The following is a 14,568-nucleotide window of genomic DNA, read 5'->3' on the forward strand; positions in this document are numbered from 1 at the left end:
TAGTGGGGAGATTGGACGCCACTTCGGGTTTCGCCAATCTTCCGGGTTGGATGAGCAGGTGAAGCGCCGAAACAGCCAATCTCCCCCCTTGTGGGGGAGATGCCTGGTAAGGCAGAGGGGGGCGCTGTCCCGCCGTCATCTCGGTCGTTCCGCCCCTCAATCCACAAATATCAGCGCTGGCGTCTCAATCAGCGCCTTGATCCGCTGCACAAACACCGCCGCATCCCAGCCGTCGACCACCCGGTGATCGAAGCTCGATGACAGGTTCATCATCTTGCGCGGGATGAACTGGGTGCCGTCCCAGACCGGCCGCACCATCATCTTGTTGACGCCGACGATCGCCACCTCAGGATGATTGATGACCGGCGTCGTCGCCACGCCGCCCATGGCGCCGAGCGAGGTGATGGTGATGGTCGATCCCGACAGCTCGTCGCGGCTGGCCGTGCCGGACTTCGCCGCTTCGGCCAGGCGGTTGAGCTCGGCCGCGCAATCCCAGAGGTCGCGCGCCTCGGCGTGCTTGACCACCGGCACCACCAGGCCCGACGGCGTCTGCGCGGCAATGCCGATATGGACGCCGCCATGCTGATGGATGATGCCGGCCTCGTCGTCGAACAGCGCGTTGATGTTGGGCTGGTCGGCAATCGCCTTGACCATCGCCCGCATCAGGAACGGCAGCAGCGTCAGCTTCGGCCTCTCCACACCCTTGCGCTTTTCCTTGTTGAGCGCCGCGCGCAACTCCTCAAGTGCTGTGACGTCGATCTCCTCGACATAGGTGATGTGCGGGATGCGTGACTTCGCCAGCGACATTTTTTCGGCGATCTTGCGCCTGAGACCGATGACCTTGATATCCTCGACGCTGTCATTGCGCGCCAGACCCGACGCCTTCGCCACCTGCGGCCCGCGCGCGAGAAAGGCCTCGATATCTTCGTGGCTGATGCGGCCGGCAGGGCCGGTACCCGACACCTGGCGCAGATCGATCCCCGCCTCCTTCGCCCTGAGCCGGATGGCGGGCGACGCCAGGGGCTTTTCGCCCTCCGGGCGCGGCGCGCCGGAGGGTGCCGCACCTTTAGATGTCGGCGCAGCACCCCCACCCTTAGCCCCTCCCCACAAGGGGGAGGGGGATTCAGTCTCAGCTGCCCGTGCGCTTTTGGCTGCTGGTGCAGGTGGTGGCGACTTGGCGTCGGATTTCGTGGCCGAAACGCCTCCCTCTTGTGGGGGTCCGGAGGACGGGCGAGACCCGTGGCTCGCCCCGGCAGGGGTGGGGGTCGGTGCCGCCGTGACCTCTGACGATTTCGAGCCTTCGGCGACATTGCCCTCCCCCGCCACTTTCAGCCGCACGATGGGCGAGCCGATCGCCACCGTGTCGCCGATCTCGGCGCCCAGCCACAGGATCTCGCCATCGACCGGCGAAGGTATTTCCACCGTCGCCTTGTCGGTCATCACGGCGGCGAGCAAAGCGTCCTCGCGCACGAGGTCGCCGACCTTGACGTGCCATTCCACAAGTTCGGCCTCGGCGACGCCTTCACCGACATCCGGCAGCTTGATGATGTGTTCGCCCATCCCTAGGCTCCCATGGTTTCGAGAAGCGCGCGGCCGACACGGGCCGGCCCCGGGAAATAATCCCATTCCTGCGCATGCGGGTAGGGCGTGTCCCAACCGGTAACGCGCGCCACCGGCGCTTCCAGATGGTAGAAACAATTTTCCTGCACCAGCGCCGACAGCTCGGCGCCGAAGCCGGAGGTCAGTGTCGCCTCGTGCACGACGACGCAGCGTCCGGTCTTCTTCACCGAAGCGACTATCGCGTCGAGATCGAGCGGCAGCAGGGTCCGCAAATCGATGATCTCGGCATCGATGCCGGTTTCTTCCACGGCCGCCTGCGCGACATAGACCATGGTGCCGTAGGCGAGCACGGTGACGGCCGAGCCCGCCCGGCGGATCGCCGCCTTGCCGAGCGGCACCGTGTAATGGCCGTCGGCGACCTCGCCCAGTTCATGCTTCGACCATGGCGTCACCGGTCGGTCGTGATGGCCATCGAACGGTCCGTTATAGAGCCGCTTCGGCTCCAGAAAAATCACCGGATCGGGATCCTCGATCGCCGCGATCAGCAGCCCCTTGGCATCATGAGGATTGGACGGCACCACCGTCTTCAGCCCCGACACATGGGTGAACAGCGCTTCCGGGCTCTGGCTGTGCGTCTGGCCGCCAAAGATGCCGCCGCCGGTCGGCATGCGGACCACGATCGGGCAGGTGAAATCGCCGTTCGAGCGGTAGCGCAGGCGTGCTGCTTCCTGCGTCAGCTGGTCGTAAGCCGGGTACATGTAGTCGGCAAACTGAATTTCCACGCATGGCTTCAGCCCATAGGCGGCCATGCCGATGGCGGAGCCGACAATGCCGGATTCGTTGATCGGCGCATCGAAGCAGCGGGTCTTGCCGTACTTCGCTTGCAGGCCTGCCGTGCAGCGGAAGACACCCCCGAAGAAGCCGACATCCTCGCCATAGACGATGACGCGTTCGTCGCGCGCCATCGACACGTCCATGGCGTCGCGGATCGCCTCGATCATGGTCCGTCTCGGCATGGTCAGACTCCCGCCTGCTGGCGCTGGCGCCTGAGATGCGGCGGCATCTCGGCAAACACGCCCTCGAACATCTCGCGCGTCGACGGCTTGCCGCCGGCATGCAGCGTGCCGTGGCCTTCAGCTTCCTTCTGCGCCGCGATCACCGTCTCGAGGATTTCCGCTTCGGCCTGGGCGTGACGCTCGTCCGACCAGACGCCGCGTTGGATCAGATGGTTCTTCAGCCGCATCACCGGATCGCCGAGCGGCCAGGCGTCGGATTCCGTCTTCGGCCGATAGGCCGACGGATCGTCCGAGCTCGAATGCGCGCCGGCACGGTAGGTGACATATTCGATCAGCGTCGGCCCGAGATTCTGCCGCGCCCGCTCCGCCGCCCATTTGGCCACGGCATGCACGGCGAGATAATCATTGCCGTCGACGCGCAGCGCCGGAATGCCGAAGCCGAGGCCGCGCGCGGCAAAGGTGCCGGAGCCGCCACGCGCAATGCCTTGAAACGTCGAGATCGCCCACTGGTTGTTGACGACGTTGAGGATGACCGGCGCCTTGTACGTCGAGGCGAACACCAGTGCGGAATGGAAATCGGATTCGGCCGTCGAGCCGTCGCCGATCCACGCCGCCGCGATTTTCGAATCGTTGCTGATAGCGGAAGCCATCGCCCAGCCGACCGCCTGGATGTATTGCGTCGCCAGATTGCCGGAGATCGAGAAGAAGCCATGCTCCTTCGACGAATACATGATCGGCAGCTGCCGCCCTTTGAGCGGATCGGCCTCGTTGGAATAGATCTGGTTCATCATCGTGACCATCGGATAGCCGTCGGCGATGAGCAGGCCGGCTTGCCGATAGGTCGGGAAATTCATGTCGCCTGGCGCCAGCGCCTTGCGGAAAGCGCAGCTCACCGCCTCCTCGCCCAGATGCTGCATGTAGAACGAGGTCTTGCCCTGGCGCTGCGCCATCTGCATGCGCGCATCGAAGCTGCGCAGCGTCATCATGTGGCGCAACCCCTCGAGCAGCTCCTCGTCGGTGAGCAGCCCGGCCCATGGCCCGACCGCCTCACCGGTGCGGTTGAGCACGCGGATGATCGAAAACGCCATGTCGCGGATTGTGCGCGGATCGACATCGATGTCCGGTCGCGGCACCGAGCCCGCCTTGGGGATAGGCACGTTGGAGAAGTCGGGCGTTCCGCCCGGCCGCACTTCCGGCTCCGGCACATGAAACCGCAACATCCCAGCATCGGTCATGACCATCGTCCTCCCATGTTGCCCGGTGGTGGATATTTGCACATCCGCGCGGCCGGCACAGCGCCAATTCATCGGGCCTCGAACCCAACCCGGCATCTCGGCCGTCAAGCGACCGCAAGATGCAGATATGGCCGCGAAATTTCTTGTCGATGTTTTGAGGCGGGGCGCAATTTGGCGCAAGATTGCGGGCGATTGCCGCCAGATACGAGCGCGACTGACCTTCTCCCCTTGTGGGAGAAGGTGGATTGCCGCGAAGCGGCAAGACGGATGAGGGGTGTTCCAGCGGAGTGAGACGTTGGTGCCTTCTGGAACACCCCTCATCCGTCGCCTTCGGCGACACCTTCTCCCACAAGGGGAGAAGGGAAGACCGCTTCTCCGTTCACTCCGCCCTCTCCCCATGCTAACCAACGCTAATGGCGCAGAAAAAAGGATACGAAGTCGATTCGTGGCTGGCGAAGCCGGAAGCGCGCATATCGATCGTCCTGCTTTACGGACCCGACCGCGGCTTGGTCGCCGAGCGGGCCAAAACCTTTGCCGCGAAAACTGGCCTGCCGCTCGACGATCCGTTTTCCGTCGTACGGCTCGACGGCGCGGAGGTCGATCGCGACCAGGGCCGGCTGCTCGACGAAGCCCGGACCGTGCCGATGTTCTCCGACCGGCGGCTTCTGTGGGTGCGCAACGCCAGCGGCCAGAAGCCGCTGGCTGAGGACGTCAAGGCGCTGACCGCGGAGCCCGCGCGCGACGCGATCATTCTCATCGAGGCCGGCGACCTGAAAAAAGGCGTCGGGCTGCGCGCCGTGGTCGAGGCGGCCGACAACGCCATGGCGCTGCCTTGTTATGCCGATGAAGCGCGCGACATCGACAGCGTCATCGACGACGAGTTGCGCAAGGCCGGCATGTCGATGGCGCTCGATGCGCGCCAGGCGCTGCGCCGCAATCTCGGCGGCGACCGGCTGGCCTCGCGCGGTGAAATCGAAAAGCTGGTGCTTTACGCCCACGGCCAGAAGGACATTGGCCTCGATGACGTCAGGGCGATGTCCGGCGACGTTTCCGGCGCCTCCTTCGACGACGCGGTCGATGCTGTGCTGGAAGGCAAGATCGGTGACTTCGACACCGCCTTCACCCGCCACTGCCTGTCCGGCGGCCATCCTTTCCTGGTACTGTCCTCGGCGATGCGGCAGCTGCAGCAGCTTCAAATCATGCGCGGCCAGATGGACACCGCCGGCCGCAACGCCGCCTCGGCAGTGGCCGGCGCCCGTCCGCCGGTGTTTTTCTCGCGGCGCAAGCTGGTGGAGAAGGCGCTGGAGCGCTGGAACGTCGAGGCGCTCAGCCGCGCGCTGAACCGGCTGCAATCGGCCGTGCTGCAGACCAGGCGCAGGCCGGATTTGTCGGAAGCGCTGGCGCGGCAGGCGCTGCTCGGCATTGCGGTGGAGAGCGCGAGGCTGGCGCAGCGGTGATCTCCCCCCTTGAGGGGGAGATGTCGCCAAAGGCGACAGAGGGGGTCGCGGCGCGTGGAGCGCTGGCGCCTTTCGCAACGACGAACGAGGTCGGCGCTTGATGGGAGACGACCCTTCTGGCCTGCCGGCCATCTCCCCCTCAAGGGGGGAGATCAGCAGTTCGATCCCTTCGGCAATCGCCAATAAAAAGAAGGGCCGGCAACCGCCAAGCCCTTTCTTCATCCTAAGCCAGAACTTCATTCGCCGGCTAAATATGGCGCAACCCCAACCCTCTACCGCTCATCCTTCAACCGCCGGCATAGCTCGTCGAGCTGCTCCAGACTGCGGTAGTCCACGCGGATCGCGCCGCCTTTGCCCTTGTGCTCGATGGTCACGATCATGCCGATCGTGTTGGTCATCAGCCTTTCCAGCGCCAGCGTGTCGGCATCCTTGCCCGATGCGGCGTGTGCTGGTTTTGCCCTGGGCGGCGTGCCGCCCGCCGGCATTTGCGCCAGCGCCTCAGCCTGGCGCACCGAAAGCCCTTCTTCGACGATCTGCTTGGCTAGCCCGGCGGGATCCTGCGCCGTCACCAGCGTCCGGGCATGGCCGGCCGACAGCGCGCCGTCGACCAGCATGTCGCGGATCACGTCGGGCAGCTTCAGCAGCCGCAGCGTGTTGGCGACGTGGCTGCGGCTCTTGCCGATGACATTGCCGAGGTCGGCCTGTGTGTAGCCGTGGTCGTCGATCAACTGCTGGTAACCCAGCGCCTCTTCGACCGGGTTGAGGTCCGTGCGCTGCACGTTTTCTATGATCGCCAGTTCCAGCGCTGTGCGGTCGTTGACGTCGCGCACGATGATCGGGATCTCGGTCAGCCCGGCTCGCTGCGCCGCCCGCCAGCGGCGCTCGCCGGCGATGATCTCGTAGCGCCCGGCCTGCGTGGGCGAAGGCCGCGCCACCACCGGCTGCACCACGCCATGCTCGCGGATCGACTGCGCGAGATCGGTGAGGTCGGCGTCGCCAAAGTACCGGCGCGGGTTTTTCGGGTTCGGGCTCAGGAACTCTATCGGCACCTTGCCGTCGGCATTCAGGCCTGGCTTTTCGGCCGCTGCCGGGCGATCTATTTCGCCGATCAGCGCCGCCAATCCGCGGCCCAGTCTCTTTCTCGAAAGGTCTTCGCTCATCTCAATTCCAGATTCTTGATCGTTTCGGTAACGGATCGGCTTTGTTTATCGACCCTGCCTAATCAAGCAGCGCGCAATTTGCGCTCGCGGCGGATCACTTCGGACGCCAGCTGCAGATAGGCCTGGCTGCCCGAGCATTTCAGGTCATAGAGGATTGCCGGCTTGCCATAGGAGGGCGCCTCGGACACTCGCACATTCCTAGGAATGATGGTCTCGTAGACCTTGTCGCCCATATGTGCCCGCACGTCCTGCACCACCTGGTTGGCGAGGTTGTTGCGGCCGTCATACATGGTCAGCACGATGCCCTGGATGATCAGGTCTGGATTGATCGAACGACGCACCTGCTCCACCGTTTCCAGGAGTTGGCTTAGCCCTTCCAGCGCGAAGAACTCGCACTGCAGCGGCACAAGAACAGAATCGGCTGCCGCCATTGAATTTAAAGTCAAAAGGTTGAGCGAGGGCGGGCAGTCGATCAGCACATAGCCGAACGGCGCACCGCGCTCGGTGGCGGCGCGGAGCGCGTTGCGCAGCTTAAGCACGCGATCCGGCGCCGAGGCGATTTCCATCTCGATGCCGAGCAGATCGAGCGTCGACGGCACGATCGACAGGCCGGGCACCGCAGTCGGAATGGCGGCCTCTTCCAGGCCCAGTTCGCCGGTCAGCACATCGTAGGACGAGACGGTGCGGTCCTTGCGGTCGATACCGAGACCCGTCGAGGCATTGCCTTGCGGGTCGAGATCGACGATCAGCACCTTTTCGCCGATCGCGGCCAGCGCCGTGGCCAGATTGATGGCGGTGGTGGTCTTGCCGACTCCGCCCTTCTGGTTGGCGACGGTGATGATGCGAGGTCCGGTTTTCATGGGTCTGTGCCAGGTATTCATGTGGGCCAGGTATTCATTGCGTCGCCAAGGTTGCGAAGGAGAGCTTACGCCGTCCGCAGATCGGTCACTTCGAGGATGACGCCATGGGCGTCGGTCATGCTCGGATGTTCTACCAGATCGAAAGCCCAGCGGTGAGTGCTTTCTTCCACCTCGGAGCGGTAATCCCGGCCTTTGTGGAACAGCGCCCGCGATCCCTTGGTCAGCCACGGCGCCGACAGATCGAGCAGCGCCGGCAGCGCGGCAAGCGCCCGCGCCGTGATGATTTCCGGTGCGGAAACAAGCGCATAGCTGTCGTCGATGCGCCGGGCGACGACCCGTGCCGGCAAACCGAACTGGCCAATGACCGCCTGTAAAAACGATGCTTTCTTGCGGTTGCTCTCGACCAGATCGATCGACGCGCCATCGCGTTCGACCAGCAGGAAGGCCAATACCAGGCCCGGAAAACCGCCGCCCGAACCGAGATCGGCCCAGCATTTGGCCCGCGGTGCGATTCGCGCCAGCTGCGCGCTATCCAGAATATGGCGGCCCCAGACATCGTCCAGCGTCGACGGCGCGGCCAGATTGATGCTGCGGTTCCATTTCAGGAACAACTGTTCGAACGTCACCAACCGATCGAATGTTTCACGTGAAACCGGTCCCGCGGCCTCTTGCAGGCTCGCCCATGAGGCAGCGCTCACGCAACGGCCCTTTGGGCGGCCGATTCGGCGTTGCGGACGTGCGCGACGATGATGGCCAGCGCCGCCGGCGTCATGCCTTCCATACGCTGCGCGTCAGCGATCGACCGGGGCTGACGCGTTAGCATCTTCTGCTTCAGCTCATTGGACAGGCCAGGAACATCGGCGAAATCCACCGACGCCGGGATCAGCCGGCTTTCCTCGCGGCGGATCTGTCCGACATCCGCCTGCTGGCGATCGAGGTAAACCGAATATTTCGCTTCCGTTTCGAGCCGCTCGGCGGTTTTGGGGTCGATTGCGCCAAAGGCCGGCACAACACGGGCCAGCCAAGCGATATCGACGCCGGGATAAGCAAGCAATTCATAAGCGGAGCGGCGCACGCCGTCCCTGTTGATCTCCAGCCCATGCCGCGCCGCTTCGTTGGGCGTCATCGTCGTCGCAACTGCGAGTTCGCGCGCCCTATCAAGATCCTGTGTGACTTGATTGAACCGCTGCGTCCGCTCCGGCGACACGATACCAAGCCGATTTGCCAGAGGCGTAAGCCTTTCATCGGCATTGTCGGCGCGCAGCGATAGGCGAAACTCCGCCCGCGAAGTGAACATGCGGTAGGGCTCGGCAATGCCGCGGCTGGTGAGGTCGTCGACCATCACACCGATATAGGCTTCGGTGCGGCTGAGCACGATTTGGTCGTCGGCCGCCGCCTTGCGCGCGGCGTTGAGCCCGGCGAGCAGGCCCTGCGCTCCGGCTTCTTCATAACCGGTGGTGCCGTTGATCTGACCGGCTAGGAAAAGCCCCGCAATACGTTTGGCCTCAAGCGTCGGCTCCAACTCGCGCGGATCGACATGGTCGTATTCGATGGCGTAGCCGGGCTGCAGCATGGTCGCCCGCTCCAGGCCCGGGACCGTCCTCAGAATGTCGAGCTGGACGTCTTCGGGCAGGGAGGTCGAAATGCCATTGGGGTAGACCGTGTCGTCGTCCAGCCCTTCCGGCTCGAGGAAAATCTGGTGGCCTTCGCGATCGCCGAACTTGACGATCTTGTCTTCGATCGACGGGCAATAGCGTGGTCCGACTCCCTCTATCGAGCCGGAATACATGGCGGAGCGGCCGAGATTGGCGCGGATCAGCTCGTGCGTCGCCGGTGTCGTACGCGTGATGCCGCAATGGATTTGCGGATTCTTGATTGTGTCGGTGAGCAGCGAGAACGGCACTGGATGTTCGTCGGCCGCCTGGCTTTCCAGCGACGCCCAGTCGATGGTGCGGCCATCGAGCCGCGGCGGCGTGCCGGTCTTCAGCCGTCCAAGCGCGAAACCGGCGCGGCTCATCGTCGCCGACAGGCCAAGGCTCGCTTGCTCGTTCATCCGCCCGGCGACAATCTTCCTGTCGCCAATGTGGATGAGGCCGCGAAGAAAAGTGCCGGTGGTCAGGACGACTGCACCGCACGCCAACCGGCGCCCGTCGGCCAGGAGCACAGCGGCGATCCGTCCTTCTTCGATCTCGAAATCCAAGACTTCGCCTTCGACGACGTCGAGACCGTTCTGCTGCCGAATCGCTTCCTGCATGGCCAGCCGGTAAAGCTTGCGGTCGGCCTGCGTGCGCGGCCCGCGCACGGCAGGGCCTTTGCGGCGATTAAGCAGGCGGAATTGGATGCCGGCAGCATCGGCGATGCGGCCCATCAGCCCGTCCATGGCGTCGATCTCACGCACCAGATGGCCCTTCCCGAGGCCGCCGATCGCCGGATTGCAGGACATGACACCGATCGTGTCGAAGCGCAGCGTGATCAGCGCGGTCCTGGCACCGGCGCGCGCGGCAGCGCTCGCAGCCTCGCACCCGGCATGGCCACCGCCCACCACAACCACATCATAGTGATCGATCATTGTCCCTTCCAGATTCAGAGATTTCCCGACACATGTCCCCACGAGAGGACGCTGTCAAGGATTGCAGGTTGATTCGTTCACGGGGAACGGATTGCTGAAAGCCGCAGAGGTGTTTCACGTGAGTCAGGGAAGCGGCGACAATTACTCGGCTGGCGCTGCCCCTCATCTGCCTGCCGGCATCTTCTCCCGATGAACACGGAGGAGCTCAAGCGCTGGCGCGTTTCGGTGGTTGGCGAAATCCTGGATAATAGTATCTTTCTCCCCGTCACTGCACGTGAGAAATGCCCGGGAGGACAATGAGGGGCGGGGCCGGCCTTCGGCACTTGCCGTTTTTGCCAAACTCCTCATTTCACGTGAAACACGCACTAGGGCGGCCCCCTGTGTTTCACGTGAGTCACTCACACAGCGCGCCCCCCTGTTTCACGTGAGTCACTTTCCAATGCAAAACTGCGAAAAGATTACGTCCAGCAGGTCCTCGACATCCACCGCGCCGACAATCCGGCCGAGCCGGTCCGCCGCAAGACGCAGCTCCTCCGCCCGCAGCTCCTGGCCGCGCTCTTGCCCCGACAAAGCCGAGATCAGAAAGCGTCTGGTCTCATTGAGCAGCTCCACATGCCGCAACCGAGACGGCAGGATGTCACCGGCATCGCCGATAGCAGCCGCGGCGCGCCTGCCGATCTCGGCCAGGAGTTCAGCCAACCCAGTGCCGTCCACCGTCGAGATCAACGCATCATACGCCTCCAATCGCGGCGAACCTTTCAAGAGATCGACCTTGGTGCCGATTCTCAAGGCCGGGGCCTCGACAGGCATGTTGCCGATCGCACTCGGGTCCGCCAGATCTTCCAGCAACAGCACCAGGTCAGCCGTGTGCGCCTTGGCCCGCGCCTTTTCGATACCGATCGCTTCGATCTTGCCGGGCGCCTCGCGCAGGCCCGCGGTGTCGGTTACCCTGACCCGCACTCCGTGGACATCCAGCACCACTTCGAGCAAGTCCCGCGTCGTGCCGGGCTCGTCGGTAACAATCGCCGCCTCACGCCTGGCCAGCGCGTTGAACAGGCTGGATTTGCCGGCGTTCGGTGCACCGAGGATGACAACCTCAAGCCCGTCACGGATGATCTCGGCGGCATGGAAGCCATCGACATGCCGGCCGATCTCCCCCACCATTGCGCGCACATCGGACCAAACCGTGTCCGAAACGGAACCGGGCACGTCGTCTTCGTCGGCGAAGTCGATTTCCGCCTCGATCATGGCCCGTGCATGGATCAGGCGATGGCGCCAGCCAAGATAGAGTTCGCTTTGCACTCCTTCGGCATTCTGCACGGCAAAGCGCCGCTGCGCTTCGGTTTCGGCGTTGACCAGATCGGCCAACGCCTCCGTCTCGACCAGATCCAGCTTGCCGTTGAGAAGAGCCCGGCGCGTAAATTCCCCAGGCTCCGCATGACGCAGGCCGTCAAAGCCGGCGACGATCTCCAGCATCTTGCCGGCGACGGCGCGGCCGCCATGGACGTGGAACTCGGCGACATCCTCGCCGGTAAAACTGTTCGGCCCAGGAAAAAACAGCACCAGGCCGTTGTCGATAAGCGACCCGTCCACCGTTCGGAGCTTGCGCAGGGTCGCACACCGGTCCTTGACCGTGCCACCAGCCACCGTTTCGACAACGAATCGAGTCCTCGGTCCGGAAATGCGGATGACAGCGATGCCGGCGGGCAGGCGCCCGCTGGAAAGCGCAACGATCGAATCGCCCGAAATCATTTGCCCGTTCTCACCGGTCGCCTAGGTGTCAACAATCCCACAGTGTCGCGGCCGTCATGAACCGGCTGTCCGTCAATATCAAGGTCGATCGCGAGAGCGACCGGATTACCAAATCTGTATAGCCGCCTTGTCATCCATGTGCGAGCAGGCGGGTCCTAATCCCGACGCCAAGCAGTTCTGGGCGGGCCAGCAAGCCCTACGGCTGGCCGGCATCGTTAACACCTGTTCCTGGCCCGGAACCGTGAAGCTGGAGCCCATCTCCCCATGGGGAAAGCCTCGTTCCGGTTGCGAATCGGAAATCCCGACCCGCGTCACGCCGATCGTCGCCCGATTGGGACGGATGCGAATCGACTTAACATTGGCCAGTGGCATCCGGCCGCCGACGGCAGACCGGGGCTATGCACCGCTATCATGCCGGTGGCGACGGATTCCGTAGGAACCGAGCCGCTGCTGCGACGCCGGTAGCTCAACCCGTGTTTCCGTCCAACGCCGAAGGAAGCGGCTTCACATCAATGGATGGCGGCCGCGGCCGGAACAGCAAATCCTTGGCTGCGACCACCGCTCCGACCGTGATCAGGATGCAAGCAACAGCCACCGACCAGTGAAACACACCAAAGCCTGCCAGCAGAAGCACGAGGACCGAGAAGAGGGGCGCGGCATAGGAGAGGGCGCCGAGGATCATGATGTCGCCGTGCTTGCAGCCATAGTCCCAGGCGTAAAAGCCCGCGCCTAGCGGTATTACGCCCAAGATGACGATGGCGCTCCACTGCGTCGCCGTCTGTGGCCAGACGGTAGCCTCAAGCGTCAGGTGCAGCACCAAGGCGACCGCAGCGGTGATGAAGCAGTAACCGGCGACGACATCGGTCGGCACCTTGCCAAAGCGGCGCGATAGAACCGAATAGCCGGCCCAGATGAAAGCGCAGAACAGCGCGATGACATGCCCCTTCATCACACCATTGGCCAGTCCGATCGTGCCGCCCTTGGTGATCACCACAATGGCGCCGGCAAGGCCGAGCACGACGCCGGCGATGTGATGGGCCCTAAGCTTTTCTCCAGGCAGGAAGGCGGCAAAGACGACGATCAGCAACGGCCAGAGATAGGCGATCAGGCTGACCTCGACCGGCGGCGCCGACTGGATGGCGAAGAAATAGGCGCAGTGATAGATGCACAGCCCCGCTGTGCCGAGCGCCCAGACCTGCCACGGCTGGCGCAGCGACTTGGTCGCCGCCGGACGGACAAGCCAGCTCGACGCGCCGGCCAACCCGCCAAGCAGAAACGTCATCGCCGCCAGCTGAAAGGGCGGAATCGGTCCAGCCGCAGTCGAAAGCAGCGCCAGGAACGACCATGTCAGAATGGCCGAGAAGCCGATCAGGGTCGGGATTGTTTTCTTCATGCGGCCTCCGATCTTCGAGACGGGATTACTCGCATGACGACGGCGATGGAAATTGCCGCCCAAGGCCACGCCCTGTCGGAAATGCGACCTGTTTGCCCCCGCAATGAAAAACCCCGTCCCGGTTTCCCGGAACGGGGTTTCATGCATGACCGATGATCCGGTGAAACTGCTTACGTGTTCATTGAATCGAAGAAATCGGCGTTGGTCTTGGTCTGCTTCAGCTTGTCTATCAGGAACTCGATCGCGTCGGTGGTTCCCATCGGCGCCAGGATGCGGCGCAGGACGAAGATCTTCTGCAGATCCTGCTTGGAGACCAGCAGGTCCTCCTTGCGGGTGCCTGACTTCAAAATGTCCATGGCCGGGTAGATGCGCTTGTCGGCGACCTTGCGGTCGAGCTGGATTTCGCAGTTGCCGGTGCCCTTGAACTCTTCGAAGATGACTTCGTCCATGCGGCTGCCGGTGTCGATCAGCGCGGTGGCGATGATCGTCAGCGAGCCGCCTTCCTCGATGTTGCGGGCCGCGCCGAAGAAGCGCTTCGGCCGCTGCAGCGCGTTGGCGTCGACACCGCCGGTCAGCACCTTGCCGGAGGACGGCACAACGGTGTTGTAGGCACGGCCGAGGCGGGTGATCGAATCGAGCAGAATAACGACGTCGCGGCCATGCTCGACCAGGCGCTTGGCCTTTTCGATGACCATTTCGGCGACCTGGACGTGGCGCACCGCCGGTTCGTCAAAGGTCGAGGACACGACCTCGCCCTTCACCGAACGCTGCATGTCGGTCACTTCTTCTGGCCGTTCGTCGATCAGAAGTACGATCAGATAGCATTCCGGATGATTGGCCGTGATCGAGTGGGCGATATTCTGCATCAGCACCGTTTTACCGGTACGCGGCTGCGCGTTGATGAGCGCGCGCTGTCCCTTGCCGATCGGCGCCACCAGGTCGATCACCCGCGACGAGATGTCCTTGCCGGTCGGATTGTCGATCTCCATCTTCAGCCGCTTGGTCGGATAGAGCGGCGTCAGATTGTCGAAATGGATCTTGTGACGGATCTTTTCGGGATCGTCGAAATTGATCGTGTTGACCTTGAGAAGGGCGAAATAGCGCTCGCCCTCTTTTGGGCTGCGGATCGGCCCTTCGACGGTATCGCCGGTCTTCAAGGAGAAGCGGCGGATCTGCGAGGGCGAGATGTAGATATCGTCGGGACCCGGCAGATAATTGGCGTTGGCTGAGCGCAGGAAGCCGAAACCGTCCTGCAGCAACTCGACCACACCGTCGCCGATGATCTCGACGTCCTGGGCGGCCAGTTTCTTCAGGATGGCAAACATCAGTTCCTGCTTGCGCATGACGCTGGCGTTTTCCACTTCGAGCGATTCGGCATAGGCGATCAGCTCTGGCGGCTTCTTGTTCTTGAACTCTGCGAGTTTCATTTCTTGCATAGACGGACTCTGAATCTGCTTTGGGGAAAATATATCGGCTGGATGCGATAAATGCCGGGCGCGGCCGAAAGCAATCAAGGGCGGCGCATGACGGGAAGGAAGACCCGTCTTTTATCGTCGGTCGGGGGAA

At 63.5% G+C, this 14,568-nt stretch carries 11 protein-coding genes; 1 reads left to right on the forward strand and 10 read right to left on the reverse strand.

Annotated features, from left to right (window positions below; translation table 11 throughout):
- Window positions 1-156: 156 nt before the first annotated feature.
- Genes NKI64_RS19565 through NKI64_RS19575 form a run of 3 tightly spaced genes read right to left on the reverse strand, consistent with a single transcriptional unit; the run spans window position 157 to window position 3,811 of the window.
- The gene (locus tag NKI64_RS19565) at window positions 157-1,560 is read right to left on the reverse strand and encodes a dihydrolipoamide acetyltransferase family protein (protein ID WP_023687604.1); all 1,404 of its coding nucleotides are present in this window, start codon (window positions 1,558-1,560) and stop codon (window positions 157-159) included.
- A gap of 2 nt (window positions 1,561-1,562) precedes the next feature.
- Window positions 1,563-2,576 (reverse strand): alpha-ketoacid dehydrogenase subunit beta, encoded by a 1,014-nt coding sequence (locus NKI64_RS19570; protein WP_023672171.1) that lies wholly within the window; start codon window positions 2,574-2,576, stop codon window positions 1,563-1,565.
- A 2-nt stretch (window positions 2,577-2,578) separates the two neighbouring features.
- Window positions 2,579-3,811 carry a 3-methyl-2-oxobutanoate dehydrogenase (2-methylpropanoyl-transferring) subunit alpha gene (locus NKI64_RS19575; protein ID WP_023687602.1) on the reverse strand — a complete coding sequence of 411 codons (1,233 nt, stop codon included), beginning with the start codon at window positions 3,809-3,811 and terminating at the stop codon, window positions 2,579-2,581.
- A 413-nt stretch (window positions 3,812-4,224) separates the two neighbouring features.
- Between NKI64_RS19575 and holA the strand changes: the two genes are divergently transcribed.
- Window positions 4,225-5,268, forward strand: a complete 1,044-nt coding sequence (holA, locus tag NKI64_RS19580) for a DNA polymerase III subunit delta (RefSeq protein ID WP_023726718.1) — start codon at window positions 4,225-4,227, stop codon at window positions 5,266-5,268.
- 272 nt (window positions 5,269-5,540) lie between these two features.
- Here the strand turns inward: holA and NKI64_RS19585 are convergent, their stop codons facing one another.
- The 7 genes from NKI64_RS19585 to rho form a co-directional block, all read right to left on the reverse strand.
- A complete protein-coding gene (locus NKI64_RS19585; protein WP_352669503.1) occupies window positions 5,541-6,428 on the reverse strand; it encodes a ParB/RepB/Spo0J family partition protein in 888 nt (295 codons plus the stop codon).
- Between the two features lie 62 nt (window positions 6,429-6,490).
- Window positions 6,491-7,288, reverse strand: coding sequence for a ParA family protein (locus NKI64_RS19590; protein ID WP_023672118.1), 798 nt, complete (start codon window positions 7,286-7,288; stop codon window positions 6,491-6,493).
- A gap of 65 nt (window positions 7,289-7,353) precedes the next feature.
- Window positions 7,354-7,986 (reverse strand): 16S rRNA (guanine(527)-N(7))-methyltransferase RsmG, encoded by a 633-nt coding sequence (rsmG, locus tag NKI64_RS19595; RefSeq protein WP_352669506.1) that lies wholly within the window; start codon window positions 7,984-7,986, stop codon window positions 7,354-7,356.
- Window positions 7,983-9,857, reverse strand: coding sequence for a tRNA uridine-5-carboxymethylaminomethyl(34) synthesis enzyme MnmG (gene mnmG / locus NKI64_RS19600; RefSeq protein WP_352500187.1), 1,875 nt, complete (start codon window positions 9,855-9,857; stop codon window positions 7,983-7,985). The genes rsmG and mnmG overlap by 4 nt, the downstream gene beginning before the upstream one ends.
- A gap of 429 nt (window positions 9,858-10,286) precedes the next feature.
- Window positions 10,287-11,609, reverse strand: coding sequence for a tRNA uridine-5-carboxymethylaminomethyl(34) synthesis GTPase MnmE (mnmE, locus tag NKI64_RS19605; protein ID WP_352500186.1), 1,323 nt, complete (start codon window positions 11,607-11,609; stop codon window positions 10,287-10,289).
- A 466-nt stretch (window positions 11,610-12,075) separates the two neighbouring features.
- A complete protein-coding gene (gene yddG / locus NKI64_RS19610; protein WP_352500185.1) occupies window positions 12,076-13,002 on the reverse strand; it encodes an aromatic amino acid exporter YddG in 927 nt (308 codons plus the stop codon).
- 170 nt (window positions 13,003-13,172) lie between these two features.
- Window positions 13,173-14,438, reverse strand: a complete 1,266-nt coding sequence (gene rho, locus NKI64_RS19615; RefSeq protein WP_023672113.1) for a transcription termination factor Rho — start codon at window positions 14,436-14,438, stop codon at window positions 13,173-13,175.
- Between the last annotated feature and the right edge of the window lie 130 nt (window positions 14,439-14,568).

This window comes from Mesorhizobium sp. M0478 (assembly GCF_040321305.1).
GTDB lineage: Bacteria > Pseudomonadota > Alphaproteobacteria > Rhizobiales > Rhizobiaceae > Mesorhizobium.